This window comes from Arthrobacter sp. 10N410 (assembly GCF_056394945.1).
The window spans coordinates 298,700-316,971 of the sequence record NZ_JBFTIP010000002.1; the positions used below are offsets into that span (position 1 = coordinate 298,700).

The window sequence follows — 18,272 nt, forward strand, 5'->3', positions numbered from 1 at the left end:
GAGGGGCCTGTCGCTGCTAGCTGTTCCTAGGAGAGTTCGCTGGCTGACCGCTCGAGCTGCTCAAGCCAGGCTTGGCGGGCCTCCAGGGCTTCCTGGGCTGCCTTGATCTTGCGCTCGTCGCCGGCTTTCTCGGCCTTGGCCAGATCGTCCTTCAGCCCCGCGATGGCAGACTCCAGCTGGGAGAGGGCGCTGTTGGTGCGGGCCTTCGTTTCCGGGTTCGACCGCTTCCAGTTCTCGTCCTCGGCGTGGCGGACGGCGTCCTCCACCTTCCGCAGGCCGGCTTCGATCCGGCCCATGTCCGCGCGGGGAACCTTGCCGGCTTCCTCCCAGCGGTCACGGATGGACTGCAGCGCCTTCTTGGCCGCGGCGAGGTCCTTGATCGGGAGCAGTTCGTTGGCCTCCACCAGCAGGGCTTCCTTCACCTTGAGGTTCGCCCCGTACTCCTGGTCGATCTCCTCGTTGGCGGCCTGGCGATTGGTGAAGAAGACGTCCTGCGCCGCGCGGAAACGTGCCCACAGGGCGTCGTCGTCCTTGCGGCTGGCGCGCGGCGAGGCCTTCCACTGATCCATCAGGCGGCGGTATTCGCCGGCAGCGAAGCCCCAGTCGGTCGAGGAGGACAGCGCTTCGGCCTCGGTGATCAGCTTCTCCTTGGCCGCCTTGGCCGCGGAGTTGTTGCTGTCCAGCTGCGAGAAGTACGCGCGGCGGTGGCGGTCGAAGACGGTGCGGGCGGCGCGGAACCGCTTCCACAGCGCGTCCTCGTTGCTGCGGCCAAGCCGGACGCCGCTCTTCTGGGCGGTCTTCCAGCTCTCGAAGAGCTCGTTCATCCGGGCGCTGGAGGTCTTCCACTGGATCTGCGCGGGATCGTGCCCGGCGATCTCCTCGGCCTCGGCCACGATCGCTTCGCGGGCTGCCAGCTCGGCGGCGCGGACGGCGTCGTGCTCCGCCTTCTCGGTCTTTTCGAGTTCGGTGATCTGGCCCGACAGCGTGTCCAGGCGACCCTCCGCGGCACGGAGGGCGCCCACCATGTTGCGCTCGGCCAGCAGCTCGCGCAGGTGCGTGACCGTCTTCTGCATGTCAGTCGCGGGAGCCTTGGAGGCAACCCGCTGCTCGAGCAGGACGATCTGGGCCACGACGTCGTCGTACTTGCGGGCGAAGTAGCCGAGGGCCTCATCATCGCTGACGCCGGGGTACTGGCCGACGGGGTGTTCCTCGCCATCGATGGTCAGGAACACGTGGCCGTCGCCCTCGACGCGGCCCCAGCGTGCTGCCTCGGCAAGCGATGTGGCACTCGAGGAGGGGGTGGCTGCGGGCGCGGCCAGCGATGGCGTTGCCTTCGGGCGTGCGGCAAAGGCGGCGGGTGACGGGGCCGGACGGGGCGCGGGAGCCGGGGCCGGGCGGGAATCCGGTGCGGATTCTGCGGCGGCGGCGGCCTCGGGCTTGACTGCTTCCTCGGCCTCGGCCTGCACGTCCGCCTCTGCGGATGCGGCGTCGGCCTCCGTTGCCGCGGGCTCCGGGGCTCCCGTCTCCTGTACTTCCGGCGTGGCCGGGTTGGCGCCGCCGGGCTCGTTGGCCGTCTCGGTCACCGTAACCTCGGCTTCGGTCTCGTTGGCAGCTGCTGCCACTGTTTCGTCGGATTTCTGACTGTCTGTCACCGCTAGAAGTCTTTCGCTTGGAGGGAAATACCGGCACCGCGGCCGCGAGGGCCCCGGCTGGTTACTTCAGAGAGAACGAGTCTATCGTGACTGGTTCCACAGGTGCGCCGTCCGTGGCGCTGGCGCCGGGTTTGACGCCGGCCGCCGCAATCTTCTTGACCACGTCCAGCCCGGACGTGACCTTGCCGACCAACGTGTAACCGCCGGCGGCGTCGGCGGGGATCACGGTGTCCTTGTAAACGATGAAGAACTGGGTTCCATTGCCGTACGCGTTGCCGCCGGTCCGTGCCACAGCGATGGTGCCGGCCGGGTACTTGTTGTCGGCAGGGGTGTTTTCCAGCGGACCCCAGGTGTACGCGGGGTCGCCGCTGCCGTCCCCGGACTTGGAACCGCACTGCAGCACGCCGAAGGACGCGGCGGTGGTAAGCCGGTGGCAGCTGAGGCCCTTGTAGAAGTTTTTGTCCGCGAGGGACTTGAACACGGCGGCCGCCTGCGGAGCCTTGCTGCCGTCCAACGTGACCCCCAGGCTGCCGCGGTTGAGGGCCAGGGTGCCGGTGAAGGTCTTGCCGGACGCGGTCTCCGGCTTCGGAATGTTCGCGCCGTTGCTCGCGGCGGGGGACGGGGTGGCGGAGGCCGACGGGCTCTGCAGCCCGGCTTCCGCGGCCTTGAACTCGTCCTCGCTGGGATTGCTGGAAAACACCGTCAGCTGCAGCACGACGGCGAGGAGGAGGGCGGCGGCGCCGCCGGCGGTCGCGAGGACATTGTCGCGTTTCCGGCGTTTGTCCTGCTCCCGGCGCAGCTCGCGCTTCGCCTCCATCTGCTGGACGCGCCGCTTGGCTTCGCGGGCGCTCCGTGAACTGGCCGCCAAAAGTCCTCCTGGTTGTAGGGCCGCACCCCGGGCCGCGCCGTCGGCGCCGATCCGGGTGCAACACGCAAGCTTCCGGCAGTACTGCCGGCGGCAACCGTTTCAGAGCCGCGCATTAGAGATGCGCGCGCCGAAAGCATAAACTGACTGCCGCACACAGTTTATGCACGACTGGCCGGTCAGCGCGCGACGCCGCGGCCGTTGCAGCCGCCGTCGTTATCAGAGGAGAAAATTCCACCATGGCACGCACCGCCTCCCTGTCCGGATTCCCCGAGTGGCTTCCCGAGGAGCGGCTGGTGGAACTGCATGTGCTGGACACCCTGCGGCGGACCTTTGAGCTGCACGGCTTCTCCTCCATTGAGACGCGCGCCGTGGAGACGGTGGGACAGCTGCTCCGCAAGGGCGAAATCGACAAAGAGGTCTACGGCCTCAGCCGGCTGCAGGACGACGAGGGGGCCGGCGGCGCTGCGAGCGACCCAGCCGCGTCCCACAAGGCCGATCCGCACGCCCTGGCCCTGCACTACGACCTCACCGTGCCGTTCGCGCGCTACGTGGTGGAGAACGCCGGTTACCTGGCGTTCCCGTTCCGGCGCTACCAGATCCAGAAGGTCTGGCGCGGTGAGCGTCCGCAGGAGGGCCGCGCCCGCGAGTTCACCCAGGCGGACATCGACATCGTCGGCGACGGCGAGCTGCCGTTCCGCTACGATGTCGAAATCGCGCTCGTGATTGCTGAGGCGCTGGGTGCCCTGCCGATCCCGGACTTCCTGCTCCGGGTCAACAACCGCAAACTGGCCGAGGGCTTCTACAACGGCATCGGCCTGACCGACACGGCAGGGGTCCTGCGCAGCATCGACAAGCTCGAGAAGATCGGCGCGGCCAAGGTCGCTGAGCTGCTCCAGACCGAGCTCGGCGCCACCGAGGAGCAGGCGCAGGCAGCGCTCAAGCTGGCCGGAATCCGAACCGGGGACACCTCGTTCGTGCAGCAGGTCCGGGCGCTCGGCGTGAGCAACGAGCTGCTCGAGGAAGGCCTCAACGAGCTGGAGCAGGTCATAGCCGCCGCCGTCCAGCGCGCGCCGGGCAAGGTGGTCGCGGACCTCAGCATCGCCCGTGGCCTGGACTACTACACCGGCACCGTGGTGGAAACCGTCCTGGTGGGCCACGAGCAGCTGGGTTCGATCTGCTCCGGCGGCCGGTACGACGCGCTGGCGAGCAAGGGCAACCGGAAGTTCCCCGGCGTCGGACTGTCGATCGGCGTGACCCGGCTGGTGTCGCGCATGCTCAGCCAGGAGCTGGCCAAGGCGTCCCGGGCCGTGCCCACCGCCGTTCTGGTGGCGCTGACCAACGACGAGAGCTGGGGCGCGGCGCAGGACGTCGCGGCGCAGCTGCGCGCCCGCGGGATCGCCACGGAGGTCGCGGCAAAGGCAGAGAAGTTCGGCAAGCAAATCAAGTTCGCGGACCGCCGCGGCATCCCGTTCGTCTGGTTCACCGACGACGACGGCAAGCACCAGGTCAAGGACATCCGCACCGGCGAGCAGGGCGACGCCGATCCGGCCGGCTGGGCGCCGGCCGAGGAGGACCTGCACGTCCGCGTGACCAGGGCCTAAGCCCTTCCGCGGCGCGCACCGTTTCAGCGTCCGCTGCGCCTTCGGTGCGCCAGCACCAGGAACCGTCCGGCGACGCCCACAGCCAGCACCGCCGCCATGCCCAGCACCGAGGCGGGCGGCAGTGTCACGGCCAGGACCAGGCAGCCGGCGAATCCGAGGGCATTGAGCCAGCGCGGGGCGAGGCGGCGGGGGCCCGTGAGGGTGAACGCGGCGGCATTCGTCACGGCGTAGTAGATCAGCACACCGAAACTGGAGAAGCCCACCACCGTCAGCACGTTCGTGGTCAGCAACAGCACGATCACGGCCGCGGCGACGGTCAGCTCGGCCACGACCGGAACAGTGTGCGCCCCGCCGACCCGGGCCAGCGGGGCGGGCAGGTCCCTTTCCCGCGCCATCGCCATGGTGGTCCGGCCCACGCCGGTGATCAGCGCCAGCAGGGCGCCGAGGCACGCGGCGGCGGCCCCGGCCTGTACGAAGGGGGCGCCGGCGCGCAGCGACGAGTTGGTCACGGCGTCGAGCAGCGGGGCGGATGAGCCGGCCAGTTGGTCCGCCGGCAGGTGCCACTGCAGCAGGGCCGCGAGTCCGAGGTAGATCAGGAAGGCCGCGGCGAGGGCGGCGAGGATGGCCCGCGGGATGGTGGTGACTGGATCCTTGACCTCTTCGCCCAGGGTGGCGATCCGTGCGTACCCGGCGAAGGCGAAGAACATCAGCCCCGCCGCAGGCAACACGCCCCACGCCCCGCCGGTGGCACCGGGCTGTAGCGCCTGGAGTGATATTGCCCCGAACGGTCCGCCCAGTGCCGCGCCGGCGCCTTCAGGGTGCGGGCCGATAACCGAGGCCACGGAAACGAACGCGAGCGTGGCCAGCACGACGGCGAGCAGGATCTTGGTCAGCAGCGCCGTACGGGTGATGCCCAGCAGGTTTACGCCGGTCAGCACGACGACGGCGGCAACCGCCACCGGCGTAGCGAAGCCGGGCGCCAAGTAATGCCCGAACGTTAGAGCCATGGCCGCGCAGGAAGCCGTCTTGCCGGTCACGAAACCCCACCCGGCGATGAAGCCGGGCCATTCGCCCAGCTGCCGGCGGCCGTACACGTAGGTGCCGCCGCTGGACGGATATCTGGCGGCCAGCTGTGCCGACGCCACCGCGTTGCAGTAGGCCACCAGGCCGGCCAGGGCCACTGCGACGGTGAGCAGCGGCCCGGCGAGGGCTGCGGCGGGGGAGAACACCACGAACACGCCGGCGCCCAGCATTGAGCCGAGACCGATCGCGGTGGAATCGACGACGCCGAGTCGGCGCTTTAGCTGCCCCGGCACGGGCGGATGGCTAGCCATGGCGGGTGGGGCCTTTCCAACGGGTAAACTCGAACGGGATCGTTCCCGTAGCGGTCCCATTTAACACCACCCTGTTTTCCTTCTGAAAGGCGAGCTGTGCTGCGCACACACGACCTCGGATCCCTTCGCTCCGAGCACATTGGACAAACCGTAACCCTCGCCGGCTGGGTCGGCCGGCGTCGTGACCACGGTGGTGTCGCATTCGTGGACCTGCGCGACGCTTCGGGCGTCGCCCAGGTGGTCGTCCGCGAAGAAGAGGTCTTCCACGGCCTCCGCAACGAGTTCGTGCTGCAGGTAATCGGCACCGTCGCCAAGCGTCCCGAGGGCAACGAGAACCCGGCGCTGGCCACCGGCGAGATCGAGGTCATGGCCGAGAAGGTCACCATCCTCAACACCTCTGACCCGCTGCCGTTCCAGATCGACGAGCACGTTGAGGTGGGCGAGGAAGCCCGCCTCAAGCACCGCTACCTGGACCTGCGCCGCCCGGGCCCGGCCCGCAACCTTCGCCTGCGCTCCGAAGCCAACCGGGTGGCCCGCGAACTGCTGCACCAGGACGGCTACGTCGAGATCGAGACGCCCACGCTGACCCGCTCGACGCCGGAAGGCGCCCGCGACTTCGTCGTCCCCGCCCGCCTCGCACCGGGTTCCTGGTATGCGCTGCCGCAGTCGCCGCAGCTCTTCAAGCAGCTCTTGCAGGTCGGCGGCTTCGAGAAGTACTACCAGATCGCCCGCTGCTACCGCGACGAGGACTTCCGCGCCGACCGCCAGCCTGAGTTCACCCAGCTCGACATCGAAGCCAGCTTCGTGGAGCAGGATGACATCATCGGCCTCGGCGAGAGCATCGTGAAGGCGCTGTGGAAGCTGATCGACGTCGAGATCCCCACCCCTATCCAGCGCATCACCTACAACGATGCGATGGCCCGCTACGGCTCGGACAAGCCGGACCTGCGCTTCGGCCTGGAGCTGACCGAGCTCACCGAGTTCTTCAAGGACACGAACTTCGGCGTCTTCAAGGCGCCCTACGTTGGTGCCGTCGTGATGCCGGGCGGCGCCTCGCAGGCCCGCCGGGCCCTGGATGCCTGGCAGGAATGGGCCAAGCAGCGCGGCGCCAAGGGCCTCGCCTACGTGCTCTTCAAGGAAGACGGCGAGCTTGCCGGTCCGGTGGCCAAGAACCTGACCGAGACCGAACGCGCCGGCCTCGCCGACGCCGTCGGCGCCAAGCCCGGGGACTGCATCTTCTTCGCCGCCGGTGAGAAGACCCCGTCCCGTGCGCTGCTCGGCGCCGCCCGGGTCGAGATCGGCCACCGCACCGGCCTGATCAACCCGAGCGACTGGGCGTTCTGCTGGGTGGTCGACGCGCCGATGTTCGAACCGGCGGCAGCGGCCGTCGCGTCCGGCGACGTCGCCGTCGGCGGCGGCAAGTGGACGGCCGTGCACCACGCATTCACCTCGCCCAAACCGGAATTCATGGACAGCTTCGACACGGACCCGGAAACCGCGCTGGCCTACGCCTACGACATTGTCTGCAACGGCAACGAAATCGGCGGCGGCTCCATCCGTATCCACCAGGGCGACATCCAGGAGCGGGTCTTCAAGGTCATGGGCCTCTCGCACGAGGACGCCCAGGAGAAGTTCGGCTTCCTGCTCGAGGGCTTCAAGTTCGGCGCGCCCCCGCACGGCGGCATCGCGTTCGGCTGGGACCGCGTGGTCTCGCTGCTCGCCGGCGTGGACTCCATCCGCGACGTCATTGCCTTCCCGAAGTCCGGCGGCGGCTACGACCCGCTGACCCAGGCGCCCGCGCCCATCACGGCGCAGCAGCGCAAGGAGGCCGGCGTCGACTTCAAGCCGGAAGCCAAGAAGGACGAGGGCTCAAAGTAGCCTGACCCGATCAGCAGCAAAGGCTCCCCGGGCAACCGGGGGGCCTTTGCCGTTCAAACCGGCGGTCATTTCTTTTGCGGAGGTCACGAACATGGAAGCAGTGCCCGGCCTTGAGGCCCTGATGGACGCCGCGTGGCCAGCCGCCGACCGAGAGGAGTGCGGCGGCTGGGAGCTTCGGGCTGCCTCGGGCGTGACGCAGCGGGCCAACTCGGTGTGGCCCCGCCAGCCGGGAGCTGACCCGAACGCGCAGCTCGCCGCGCTCCGGGACGCCCGGCTCTGGTACCGGGCCCGCCGCCAGCCGCTGATCTTCCAGGTCTTCGACGACCCGCGCTCCGCGCCGCTCAACGCCCTCCTCGATACCGAAGGTTTCACCCGCCAGTCGGAAACCCTCGTCCTGGTCCGGGCCGGAGGTAGGCCGGCTCCGGGTTCGGCCCGCGGCGTCGAGCTCTCCACGGAACCCTCCGGCGAGTGGCTGCAGCTGTGGTGGAGCGTCGACGGCCGCGGCGACGAGACGGCACTGGGCGTGGCCCGCGGCATCCTGACCGGTTGTCCCTCGCTCTACGCCCTCGTGCGGGACGCCGACGGCGCCCCCGCCGCCGTCGGACGCCTTGCCCTGCCCGTCGCGGAACCTGGCAGCCCCGGGTGGGGTGGTCTCTACTGCATGGCGACCCGTCCCGACGCGCGCCGGCGAGGTTACGCCGCCAGGGTGCTGCACGCCTTGCTGGGTGAGGGAACGCGCCGGGACCTGGCCGGCTACTGGCTGCTCGTCACGGCGGCCAACACCGGGGCCCAGGAACTCTACGCCCGCGCCGGCTTCGAGGAGTCCGGCCGGTATCTGTACCGGCAGGAGCGCCCCAAGCGACACCTGACCGGCTGCTGACCGCGGATCCCTCGGGCCGTTTCGACGGTTCCCTGCGCACAAGGTGTTTCGCAGCGTCGAACGGGCACGGAACCGTCGAAACGGCCGAGTCGGGAGAGCCTGCGCCCTACGCCGGCGGGTCTGTGACCATGATCCGCACCGCACACGCGTCGGCCGCGGCCTTCTTCAGCACGGCGGCCCGCGGGTCCGGGACGTCCAGGAACGGCAGCCGGACCAGCGCCGCGTAACGCTTGAGCGCGGGTTCGGCGAGTACCTGCTCGGCCAGGGTGCGGTCCCCGCCCGGGGCGAGGTATTCGACGCTGTGGTCCGCGAAAATCCGGGCGGCATGCTCGGCCACGGCCTCCACCAGGGCGTCGGCCTGGTTGGCGCGGCGCCGGGCGAAACGCTGCTGGGACCAGCCGCCCGCCGCGGTGCGGGACTGCACATGCCGGGTCCCGGTTTTGGCGGCGAGCACCCGGCCCTCGGACACCACCGCCACCGAGTAGCCGCCGCGGCGCACCAGCACCAGGCCGAGCCGGCGCGGCTGCGAGGCCAGCGACGCCAGCCGGGCCACGGGATCGTTCCCGCGGCCGGGCCGTCCGCCGTCGGGCCAGGGCGGGAGCAGCAGGGCGGTGGCGCCGTCGGCCGCGAGCAGCCGCAGGCCGGCGTCGTCGGGCTCCTCCCGCAACTCCCCGTGGCTGGCGCGGAACCGCTCCACCCAGCCGGGCAGCCGTCCGCCGGAGACGAACGCCACACGGGTGTCGGGGCTGGCCATGGCGCGGATCTCCGTTGTGAGGGTGCAGGGGCGGCCGCCGTGTCGGGGCGGGCAGGAACTAGAAGTAGCCTATCTATGTGGATGATCTCTTTGGCTCAGGGCAGGACAACGCGTCGGCGACCAACGACGTCGACGCCGAAGAGTCCGGCGGTGCCAGCTCCCCGAGCGGCACAACAGCCCGCTCCGCTCCGCGCAGCCCGCTGGCCGTCCGGATGCGGCCGCGCAGCCTCGACGACGTTGTGGGCCAGCAGCACCTCCTGGGCCAGGGATCGCCGCTGCGCCAGCTCGCGGCCGGCAGCGACGCCACCGGACCGGCCGGACCGAGCTCGCTGATCCTCTGGGGCCCGCCCGGCACCGGCAAGACCACGCTCGCACACGTCATCGCCAAAGGCCCGGGCCGGAAGTTCGTCGAGCTCTCCGCCATCACCGCCGGCGTGAAGGACGTCCGCCGGGTCATGGATGAGGCCCTCACCGCGCGGGACCTGTACAAGACCACGACGGTGCTGTTCCTGGACGAGATCCACCGCTTCAACAAGGCCCAGCAGGATGCGCTGCTGCCCGGCGTCGAAAACCGCTGGGTGGTCCTGGTCGCGGCCACCACGGAAAATCCCTCGTTCTCCGTGGTGTCGCCGCTGCTGTCCCGCTCGCTGCTCCTGACGCTTAAACCGCTGACCGACGCCGACGTCGAAGGACTGCTGCGCCGGGCCGCCACGGACGCGCGGGGCCTGAACGGCAAGGTGGAACTGGACGAGGAAGCACTCGCCCACCTGGTCCGGCTCTCCGGCGGGGACGCGCGCCGGGCGCTCACGGCGCTGGAGGCCGCCGCCGGCGTCGCCTTCGGGGACGCGGACGACACTGACGGGATCACCGGGGCGGGCGGAGATGCACCCGTCAGGATCGAGCTCAAGCACACCGAACGTGCCCTCGACGTCGCATCGGTGCGCTACGACCGCGCCGGCGACCAGCACTACGACGTCGCCAGCGCGTTCATCAAGTCCATCCGCGGATCCGACGTCGACGCCGCGCTGCACTACCTGGCCCGGATGCTTGAGGCAGGGGAGGACCCCCGCTTCGTGGCCCGCCGGATCGTCATCTCCGCGGCTGAGGACGTCGGCATGGCCGACCCCACCGCGCTGCAGACCGCGGTGGCGGCGGCCCAGGCGGTGCAGCTGATCGGCATGCCCGAGGGGCGCATCATCCTGGCCGAGGCCGTGGTCCACCTTGCCACCGCACCGAAGTCCAACGCCGCGTACATGGGCATCAACCAGGCGATCGCCGACGTCCGTGCCGGCCTCGGCAACGGCATCCCGGCGCACCTGCGCGACGCCCACTATCCCGGATCCAAGCAGCTGGGGCACGGCAAGGGCTACAAGTACGCGCACGACGCGCCGCATGCGGTGGCCACCCAGCAGTACCCGCCGGACGACCTCGTTGGCCGGAACTACTACGAACCCACCGGCAACGGCGCCGAACGCGACATCTCCACCCGGCTGGAACGGCTGCGGAAGATCATCCGGGGCAAGTGAACCTCTGGTAGGATTGATCGTTGTCTGGCAAGGCACGGACGCACAATCCACCAGTTCTCGGCAGTTCCTGCTGATTTGATGGGTTCGCCCTGTGCCCAGTAGCAAAAGGCAGCGGTTGGCCGATGCTCTCCATCGTGGAGGCCAGTAACACTGACACACCGCAGATATTGGAAGGACACAAGTGGCTAACAACACTCGTGCTCGCCGTACCGCACGCCTCTCGCGTGCACTCGGCATCGCTCTGACCCCCAAGGCCGCCAAGTACATGGAGCGCCGCCCGTACGGCCCCGGTGAGCATGGCCGTGCCCGCAAGAAGCAGGACTCCGACTACGCCGTACGTCTGCGCGAAAAGCAGCGCCTGCGCGCCCAGTACGGCATCCGCGAAGCCCAGATGACCCGTGCCTTCGAAGAAGCACGCCGCACCAAGGGCCTGACCGGTGAAAACCTGATCGAACTGCTCGAAATGCGTCTCGACGCCCTCGTGCTGCGTGCCGGCTTCGCCCGCACCATCGCCCAGGCCCGCCAGCTGGTTGTGCACCGCCACATCCTGGTTGACGGCATCCGCGTTGACCGCCCGTCTTTCCGCGTCGGTGAGGGCCAGCTGGTCCACGTCCACAGCCGCAGCGAGACCATGCCTCCGTTCCAGGTGGCAGCAGCCGGCGCGCACCGCGACGTGCTGCCGATGGTTCCGGCCTACCTGGACGTCAAGCTTGACGCCCTGCAGGCACGCCTGGTCCGTCGCCCGAAGCGCTCCGAGATCCCCGTGACCTGCGAAGAGCAGCTCGTCGTGGAATTCTACGCACGCTAGATCCAACGCGACACCTTACAAAGAAGCCCGTGGCAAGCGCCGCGGGCTTCTTTGTATGTAAGGTACTTGGGGGAGTTCTCCGCTTGCCATGCCCGGCCAGTGGAGGACCACGCAGGAATCCACGTAGTTTCAAGGAGATGAACGTCTATGTCTGGTGGCGATATTGCCGGCCTGATCGCGGCCGGAGTGTTTGCACTGCTGGTCCTGCTGCTCGCCGTACCGATCCTCAAGCTCGGTGGTGTGTTCGACGAGGTCCGCAGCACCATCCGCTCGATCAGCGACGGCGCCACCCCGCTCATGGATGAGGTCACCGCCACCGTCTCCACCACCAACCAGCAGCTGAAGAAGGTCGACGGGATCGCCTCCAACGTCTCAGACGCCTCCGCCAACATCTCGGCGCTGTCCTCGCTGGTCGCCGCGACCGTCGGCTCGCCGCTGATCAAGGTTGCCGCCTTCAGCTACGGTGTGCGGTCCGCCTTCTCAGCCCGCAAGAAGCCCGCCACCGGCCGCCGTAGCCGCTGACCAAACCGATCACGCTGACAGGATCTGACATGAACAGAATCATCTGGATGGGCATCGGCGTCGCGATCGGTGTCATCGCTTTCCGCAAGCTCACCGAGGCGCAGTCGACCCTTGGCCCCGAAGGCCTGAACCGTGCCGTCGGCCGGCTCGCCGACGGCGTGTACGACTTCGCCGACGCCGTCCGCGTCGGGATGCTCGAGCGGGAAACCGAACTCCGCACCGCCCTCGGGGTGGACGCCAGCGCAGACGGCGCCGTCACCGGCCGGGATGCGCTCCGGCGCTAGCCGGGGGAGAATGGGAAACAACGGCGCCCCGCGGGGCGCCTGCCGGAACCAGGCCGGCGCATCAAAGAATTTTCCGAAGGCTGGCAGCACGGCGCCCCGCGCCCACATGCTGGCACACACCGCTGGCAGAAACCGGTGGCAGGCAACCAGCCCGGAACCAACTACGCAGTGCATATTGAAGGGTAAGTAACCAGGTTATGAAGTCGCAGGAGATCACCAAGCGCTGGATCGACTTTTTTGTCAGCAAGGGCCACACCGCCGTGCCCTCCGCCTCCCTGGTCTCCAGCGACCCCTCCCTGCTGTTCACCGTGGCCGGCATGGTCCCCTTCATCCCGTACCTCACCGCGCGTGAGGAAGCCCCCTACTCCCGCGCCACCAGCGTGCAGAAGTGCATCCGCACCGGCGACATCGAAGAGGTCGGCAAGACCGCGCGGCACGGCACGTTCTTCCAGATGTGCGGCAACTTCTCCTTCGGCGACTACTTCAAGGAAGACGCCATCAAGTTCGCCTGGGAACTGCTCACCACGAGCGTCGACGACGGCGGCTACGGCCTGCCGCCCGAGCGCCTCTGGGTCACCGTCTACGAAGAGGACGACGAGGCCAAGGAACTCTGGCTCAAGAACACCGGCGTCCCGGCCGAGCGGATCCAGCGGATGGGCAAGGCGGACAACTACTGGTCCACCGGCCAGCCCGGCCCGGCCGGCCCCTGCTCCGAGATCTACTACGACCGCGGCCCGGCCTACGGCATCGAGGGCGGCCCGCTGGCCGACGAGACCCGGTACATCGAAATCTGGAACCTCGTCTTCATGCAGTACCAGATCGACAACGTCCGCTCCAAGGTGGACTTCGACATCACCGGCGAACTGCCGAAGAAGAACATCGACACCGGCCTCGGCATGGAACGCCTCGCAATGATCCTGCAGGGCGTCGAGAACATGTACGAGACGGACCAGGTCCGTCCGGTGATCGACAAGGCCGCCGCGCTCTCCGGCAAGGAATACACCTCCGCGGAAACCCCGGCGGACCCCCACCACACGGACGACGTCAGGATGCGCGTGGTGGCAGACCACATCCGCTCTGCCCTGATGCTGATCGCCGACGGCGTCACCCCCTCCAACGAGGGCCGCGGCTACGTGCTGCGCCGCCTGATCCGCCGGGCGGTGCGCTCGATGCGGCTCCTCGGCGTCGAGAAGGCCTGCCTGCCCGAGCTGCTGCCCGCCTCCCGCGACGCCATGAAGGGTGTCTACCCGATCGTGGAGACCGACTTCGACCGGATCAGCCGGATCGCCTACGCCGAGGAGAAGGCGTTCCTGCGCACCATCGCCTCCGGCACCGCGCGGCTCGAGGACGCCGTGAAGGAATCCAAGGCCGCCGGCCAGCCGCTCTCCGGCGCCGACGCCTTCGCGCTGCACGACACCTACGGCTTCCCGATCGACCTCACCCTTGAAATGGCCGAGGAAGCCGGGCTCAAGGTCGACGAGCCGGAGTTCCGCAAACTCATGCTGGAACAGCGCCAGCGCGCCCAGGCGGACGCCAAGGGCAAGAAGGGCGCCCACGCGGACCTCAGCGCCTTCCAGGAGCTGCTGGCCGCGGGGGAGACCGTCTTCACCGGCTACACCGAGCTTGCCGGAGAATCCAAGGTGCGCGGCATCCTGGCCGGCGGCCGGAAGGTCTCGCAGGCCTCCACCGGCGAGGAAATCGAACTGGTCCTGGCCGAGACCCCGTTCTACGCCGAAGCCGGCGGCCAGGCCGCCGACACCGGGCTGATCACCGGAGACGGCTTCGTCGTCGAGGTCCTTGACGTGCAGCGGCCCATCAAGGGCCTGAGCGTGCACAAGGCAATCGTCCGCGAGGGCGAAATCGGAGCCGACTCACTGGTCCAGGCCGCCGTGGACCGGGAACGCCGCCACGCCGCCGAGCAGGCGCACACCGGCACGCACATCGTGCACGCGGCCCTGCACCAGATCCTCGGCCCGGAGGCTACGCAGCGCGGTTCGTTCAACAAGGCCGGCTACCTCCGCTTCGACTTCGCCTGGGGTGAGGGCCTCAGCGCCGCCACCCGCTCCGAGATCGAAGAAGTGTCCAACATCGCCATCCGGAACAACTTCCAGGTGCAGACCAAGGTCATGGGCCTGGCCGAAGCGAAGGCCCTCGGCGCCATGGCGCTGTTCGGCGAGAACTACGGCAACGAGGTCCGCGTCGTGGAGATCGACGGCGCCTGGTCCCGTGAGCTTTGTGGCGGAACGCACGTGTCCAACACCTCGCTGATCGGCAGCCTGTCGCTGCTCGGCGAACAGTCCGTTGGTTCGGGAAACCGCCGCGTGGAGGCCTTCGTCGGCATGGACGCGTTCCGGCACCTCGCTGCTGAACGCGCCCTGGTCACCGAACTCACCGAGATGCTCAAGGTTCCTTCCGGCCTGCTCACCGAGCGGATCGCCAGCACCCTGAACAAGCTGAAGACGGCGGAAAAGGAACTCGAGCGGCTCCGCAAGGAACAGCTCACGGCTGCCGCAGCGCAGTTGGTGGGCACCGCCAAGGACGCCGCCGGCGTCAAGGTGATCGCCCACGATGCCGGCCTGGTCAGCGGAGCCGACGACCTTCGCGGCCTCGCCCTTGACCTCCGGACCCGGCTGGGCTCCGAGCCGGCCGCCGTCGCGGTCGCCGGCGTTAGCAACGACCGCCCGGTCATCCTGATCGCCACCAACGAGGCTGCCCGGTCCGCCGGCGTCAAGGCCGGTGCGCTGGTCCGCCTCGCCGCCGGTATCCTCGGTGGCGGCGGCGGTGGCAAGGACGACGTTGCACAGGGCGGCGGCACCGACGCTTCCAAGGTCGGCGCGGCCCTCTCCGCCGTCGTGGACGCCATTACCCGGCGCTAACCCAGGACCTTGGATGACTGAATCGGCCGTGCCCGGCGCCTACCCCCAGGGCGTGAAACTCGGGGTGGACGTCGGCACCGTCAGGGTGGGCGTCGCGGTGTGCGACCGCGACGGCATCCTGGCCACGCCCCTGCGGACGCTGGCCCGCAATGCCAAGAAGAACACCGACGTCCGGATCCTCGCGGATCTTGCCGTGGAGCTCGGAGCGGTGGAAATTTTTGTGGGCCTGCCACGCACCATGAAAGGTGAAGAGCACGCTTCCGCCCGAATGGCCACCGAATATGCAAAGCTACTGGTCAGTAAACTATTGGACGCCGGATCCGGCGTGCCGGTGAGGTTGGTTGACGAACGGCTGAGCACCGTGTCAGCCCACCGCGACCTGCACCAAGCTGGCATGAGCAGCAGGGACCACCGTAAAGTAGTTGATCAGGTCGCGGCCGCAGGTATCCTGCAGCATGCGATCGATATGCAAAAGGCCAGGGGAACGGATGTAGGAAACCGCGTCAGCGCGGACCTCCCTCCGGGGCCACCCGGTGACGACGCTCAGGCCGTCCCGGCAGTACACACGCATTCTGCACAACGCATTCTGCCCAAAATGGAAGGCTACAGTGAGCCCGGTCAACAATGACGACTCCTCTGGTGTTGCCAAGAGCGGCGCCGGCCGACCGCTGACGCGCAAAGAGATCAGGGCCCAGGAGAAGTTCCTGGCCACCCAGGGTCACGACGTCATCCCGCCGCAGGCCTTCGAGACGGGGCCGGAAGCTCCGGCCGTGCCGCCCGCCGACGCTTCGGCCACGGCTGATGCACCCCGTGAACCCTCCGCAGACGCCCCGGAACCCCCGGAGGCTGCGCCGACCGTGCACGAACCCGTGAACGAGAGCCCCGCCGCGCGCGTGCACGAGGAGCCCGAACACGAGGATCCCGCACACGCAGCACCCATACACGCAGAACCTGCGCACGCGGAGCCGGTGCTTGAACAGCCCGGGCACGCCACACCCCAGCCGGAACAGCCTGTGCACGAGGACCCCGCGCAGGGGGAGCCGGTCCACGGCTACTCCGGTCACGACGAACCGCACCATGATCAACCGCAGCACGAGGAACCCGCGCTCGAGGAGCCGGTCCACGAGTACGCCGGCGGGATGTCCCGCGAGGAAACCCTGCGCCGGGCCGACGCGCTGCAGTACGGCCACGGCCTTCACGACGGGGCGGATTTCCACCAGGCCTACGCGGACCAGCCCGACGATGAGGCCCACCATGTCTACGACGACGAGCCCGGCCACGACCTGATGGCCGGCGCCGCCAGCCTTCCCACCGCCAAGGGCCCCTCCAAGAAGGTCCGCCGCCGCCGCCGCTTCCTCGCCCTCGTCCTGACGTTGGCCGTGTTCGTGGTCGCAATCGTGGTCGGCGCGCAGGTCATCAAACCCCTGCTCGGCGGCGACAAGGTCGCCGACTACCCGGGCCCGGGAACCGGTTCGGTGACGATTACCGTTCCGCCGGGTGCCGGACCCCGGTCCGTGGCGGCGGAGATGGAATCCAAAAAGGTCATTGCGAACGCCGATTCCTTCGTCAAGCAGTTCGCCGCCTCGGGCGGCGCCCTGAGCCCGGGGACATTCACGATGCGCAACGAAATGAACAACTCGGATGCCGTGGCCGTCCTGTTGAACAAGGGCCAGGAAAAGGTCATGTACGTTGCCCTGAGCGCCGGTTTGAGGATCAGCGAATCGCTGCAGGCCATATCCGAGGGCACCGGAATCCCGGTGGCGGAGCTCAAGGCACTCAGCGACTCCCCGAAGCAGTTCGGTGTGCCGGCCAAGGCCAAGAACCTCGAAGGGTTCCTGTTCCCGGGCGAGTACCGCTTCCCGCTGGGCACGTCCGGGAAGGACGTACTGCAGAAACTGGTCGGCAGCACGCTGGAGGAACTCAAGTCACAGGGCGTGACCGATCCGGCCAAGCAGTACGACGCCATCACGGTCGCGAGCATCGTGCAGGCCGAAGGTGGCCAGGCGGAATACGGAGACGTCGCCGGCGCGATCTACAACCGGCTCAAGCCCAACAACACCGAGACGAACGGCCTGATCCAGTCCGACGCCACGGTGACCTACGGGCTGGGCATCCGGAGCTTCCACATCGACGAGGACCAGAAGGCCGACAAGTCGAACAAATACAACACGTACGCCAACGCCGGCCTGCCGGCGGGCCCGATCGGTTCGCCGGGCAAGCGGGCTATCGACGCGGCCGCCAAGCCGAAGAAGAACGACTACCTCTACTGGGTCACCATCAACCTGGACACCAAGGAGACGAAGTTCTCCAAAACCCTGGCCGAGCACAACGGCTACGTGGCCAAGTACAACGCCTGGTGCGAGGCCAATCCCGGACGTTGCGTGTGACGCTGCGGGCCGCCGTCCTCGGGCATCCCATCAGCCACTCAAAGTCGCCGGCCCTGCATCGCGCCGCCTACGCCAAGCTCGGCGTGGAAGTGGCCTATGACGCCGTCGACGTCACCGAGGAGGCCCTCCCGGCCTTCATGGCGGGCGTACGCGGGGACGAAGGCTGGCGCGGGCTGTCGGTGACCATGCCGCTCAAGGCCGCGATGGCCGCCGAGGTGGACGAGGTCCGCGGCGTCGCCCGGCAGTTGGGCGTCATCAACACCGTGGCCTTTGAGCGGCCGGGCGCTGCCGCCGGTGCGCCGGTCCGCCTGGTGGGGTACAACACGGACGTCGCCGGGATCGTCAACGCCGTCCGCTACGCCGGAGTGGCCGCTAAGCCGTCCGCCGTCATCCTCGGCGGCGGCGGAACCGCCGCGGCCGCCATTGCCGCGCTGAAGGAACTCGGTGCCCCGGATGCTGCCGTTTACGTCCGGGACGTCGGCCGCGCCGTCGAAGCCCGGGCAGCGGCCGCCGCCGTCGGACTTCCGCTGCAGGTGCTGCCGCTGACGGCTGCAGCGCCCGCGGTCGCAGCAGCGGACATCGTGATCTCCACCCTGCCGCCCCGCGCCGCTGACGGCCTCGCGGAGGAACTCGCCGCAGCATTGGACGCGAAGGGCGGCACAGTCGCCGGGGTGCTCCTCGACGTGGCCTACGACCCGTGGCCGAGCCGGATCGCCGCGGCCTGGGCGGACGCGGGCGGTCGGGTGGTCCCCGGCCTGGAAATGCTGCTGTACCAGGCGGTGGAGCAGGTCCGCCATTTCACCGGCCTCCAAGGACCCGTGCCGGTGGAGGTCATAGATGTGATGTGTGACGCAGTCGGGGTACCCCGACGGGTGTTCTAAGTGCCTTGCATGGCAGGATGG

General features: G+C 68.9%; 15 protein-coding genes. 11 read left to right on the plus strand and 4 right to left on the minus strand.

Going from position 1 to position 18,272, the window contains the following annotated elements:
- Positions 1-26: 26 nt before the first annotated feature.
- Together AC1DB8_RS05910 and AC1DB8_RS05915 are read right to left on the minus strand one after the other, a co-directional pair.
- Positions 27-1,652 (minus strand): DUF349 domain-containing protein, encoded by a 1,626-nt coding sequence (locus tag AC1DB8_RS05910; protein ID WP_476892462.1) that lies wholly within the window; start codon positions 1,650-1,652, stop codon positions 27-29.
- A 61-nt stretch (positions 1,653-1,713) separates the two neighbouring features.
- Positions 1,714-2,520 (minus strand): peptidylprolyl isomerase, encoded by an 807-nt coding sequence (locus tag AC1DB8_RS05915; protein WP_476892463.1) that lies wholly within the window; start codon positions 2,518-2,520, stop codon positions 1,714-1,716.
- Positions 2,521-2,756: 236 nt separating this feature from the next.
- Here AC1DB8_RS05915 and hisS point away from each other — a divergent pair, with 236 nt between their 5' ends.
- Positions 2,757-4,121: a histidine--tRNA ligase gene (gene hisS, locus AC1DB8_RS05920; protein WP_476892464.1), complete on the plus strand. Its 1,365-nt coding sequence runs from the start codon at positions 2,757-2,759 to the stop codon at positions 4,119-4,121.
- A 23-nt stretch (positions 4,122-4,144) separates the two neighbouring features.
- Here the strand turns inward: hisS and AC1DB8_RS05925 are convergent, their stop codons facing one another.
- A complete protein-coding gene (locus AC1DB8_RS05925; protein ID WP_476892465.1) occupies positions 4,145-5,455 on the minus strand; it encodes an APC family permease in 1,311 nt (436 codons plus the stop codon).
- A 96-nt stretch (positions 5,456-5,551) separates the two neighbouring features.
- Here AC1DB8_RS05925 and aspS point away from each other — a divergent pair, with 96 nt between their 5' ends.
- Complete coding sequence (gene aspS, locus AC1DB8_RS05930; protein ID WP_441417701.1) at positions 5,552-7,333, plus strand: aspartate--tRNA ligase; 1,782 nt, start codon at positions 5,552-5,554, stop codon at positions 7,331-7,333.
- A 91-nt stretch (positions 7,334-7,424) separates the two neighbouring features.
- Entirely contained in the window at positions 7,425-8,213 is a 789-nt protein-coding gene (locus AC1DB8_RS05935; protein WP_476892466.1) for a GNAT family N-acetyltransferase, read from the plus strand.
- Between the two features lie 106 nt (positions 8,214-8,319).
- Here AC1DB8_RS05935 and AC1DB8_RS05940 read toward each other — a convergent pair whose 3' ends face one another.
- A complete protein-coding gene (locus AC1DB8_RS05940) occupies positions 8,320-8,967 on the minus strand; it encodes an acVLRF1 family peptidyl-tRNA hydrolase (RefSeq protein WP_476892467.1) in 648 nt (215 codons plus the stop codon).
- 77 nt (positions 8,968-9,044) lie between these two features.
- On the opposite strand from AC1DB8_RS05940, the gene AC1DB8_RS05945 reads away from it, so the two are divergent.
- From AC1DB8_RS05945 to AC1DB8_RS05980, 8 genes are all read left to right on the plus strand, one after another.
- On the plus strand, positions 9,045-10,493 hold the full coding sequence (locus tag AC1DB8_RS05945; RefSeq protein ID WP_476892468.1) for a replication-associated recombination protein A: 1,449 nt from the start codon (positions 9,045-9,047) through the stop codon (positions 10,491-10,493).
- A 181-nt stretch (positions 10,494-10,674) separates the two neighbouring features.
- Complete coding sequence (rpsD, locus tag AC1DB8_RS05950; protein WP_091251848.1) at positions 10,675-11,301, plus strand: 30S ribosomal protein S4; 627 nt, start codon at positions 10,675-10,677, stop codon at positions 11,299-11,301.
- A 147-nt stretch (positions 11,302-11,448) separates the two neighbouring features.
- Entirely contained in the window at positions 11,449-11,823 is a 375-nt protein-coding gene (locus AC1DB8_RS05955; protein WP_175321020.1) for a DUF948 domain-containing protein, read from the plus strand.
- 29 nt (positions 11,824-11,852) lie between these two features.
- Positions 11,853-12,107: a DUF6167 family protein gene (locus AC1DB8_RS05960; RefSeq protein WP_441417704.1), complete on the plus strand. Its 255-nt coding sequence runs from the start codon at positions 11,853-11,855 to the stop codon at positions 12,105-12,107.
- Positions 12,108-12,304: 197 nt separating this feature from the next.
- Positions 12,305-14,983 carry an alanine--tRNA ligase gene (alaS, locus tag AC1DB8_RS05965; protein ID WP_476892469.1) on the plus strand — a complete coding sequence of 893 codons (2,679 nt, stop codon included), beginning with the start codon at positions 12,305-12,307 and terminating at the stop codon, positions 14,981-14,983.
- A gap of 13 nt (positions 14,984-14,996) precedes the next feature.
- Entirely contained in the window at positions 14,997-15,611 is a 615-nt protein-coding gene (gene ruvX / locus AC1DB8_RS05970) for a Holliday junction resolvase RuvX (RefSeq protein ID WP_476892470.1), read from the plus strand.
- The gene (gene mltG, locus AC1DB8_RS05975) at positions 15,592-17,370 is read left to right on the plus strand and encodes an endolytic transglycosylase MltG (protein ID WP_476892471.1); all 1,779 of its coding nucleotides are present in this window, start codon (positions 15,592-15,594) and stop codon (positions 17,368-17,370) included. The genes ruvX and mltG overlap by 20 nt, the downstream gene beginning before the upstream one ends.
- Complete coding sequence (locus AC1DB8_RS05980) at positions 17,367-18,251, plus strand: shikimate dehydrogenase (RefSeq protein WP_476892676.1); 885 nt, start codon at positions 17,367-17,369, stop codon at positions 18,249-18,251. The genes mltG and AC1DB8_RS05980 overlap by 4 nt, the downstream gene beginning before the upstream one ends.
- Positions 18,252-18,272 lie beyond the last annotated feature (21 nt).

Coding starts and splice junctions, on each gene's coding strand:
- AC1DB8_RS05955 (WP_175321020.1), top strand. CDS start 11,449: ATGTCTGGTGGCGATATTGCCGGCCTGATCGCGGCCGGAGTGTTTGCA.
- hisS (WP_476892464.1), top strand. CDS start 2,757: ATGGCACGCACCGCCTCCCTGTCCGGATTCCCCGAGTGGCTTCCCGAG.
- AC1DB8_RS05940 (WP_476892467.1), bottom strand. CDS start 8,967: ATGGCCAGCCCCGACACCCGTGTGGCGTTCGTCTCCGGCGGACGGCTG.
- AC1DB8_RS05935 (WP_476892466.1), top strand. CDS start 7,425: ATGGAAGCAGTGCCCGGCCTTGAGGCCCTGATGGACGCCGCGTGGCCA.
- AC1DB8_RS05925 (WP_476892465.1), bottom strand. CDS start 5,455: ATGGCTAGCCATCCGCCCGTGCCGGGGCAGCTAAAGCGCCGACTCGGC.
- alaS (WP_476892469.1), top strand. CDS start 12,305: ATGAAGTCGCAGGAGATCACCAAGCGCTGGATCGACTTTTTTGTCAGC.
- AC1DB8_RS05960 (WP_441417704.1), top strand. CDS start 11,853: ATGAACAGAATCATCTGGATGGGCATCGGCGTCGCGATCGGTGTCATC.
- ruvX (WP_476892470.1), top strand. CDS start 14,997: ATGACTGAATCGGCCGTGCCCGGCGCCTACCCCCAGGGCGTGAAACTC.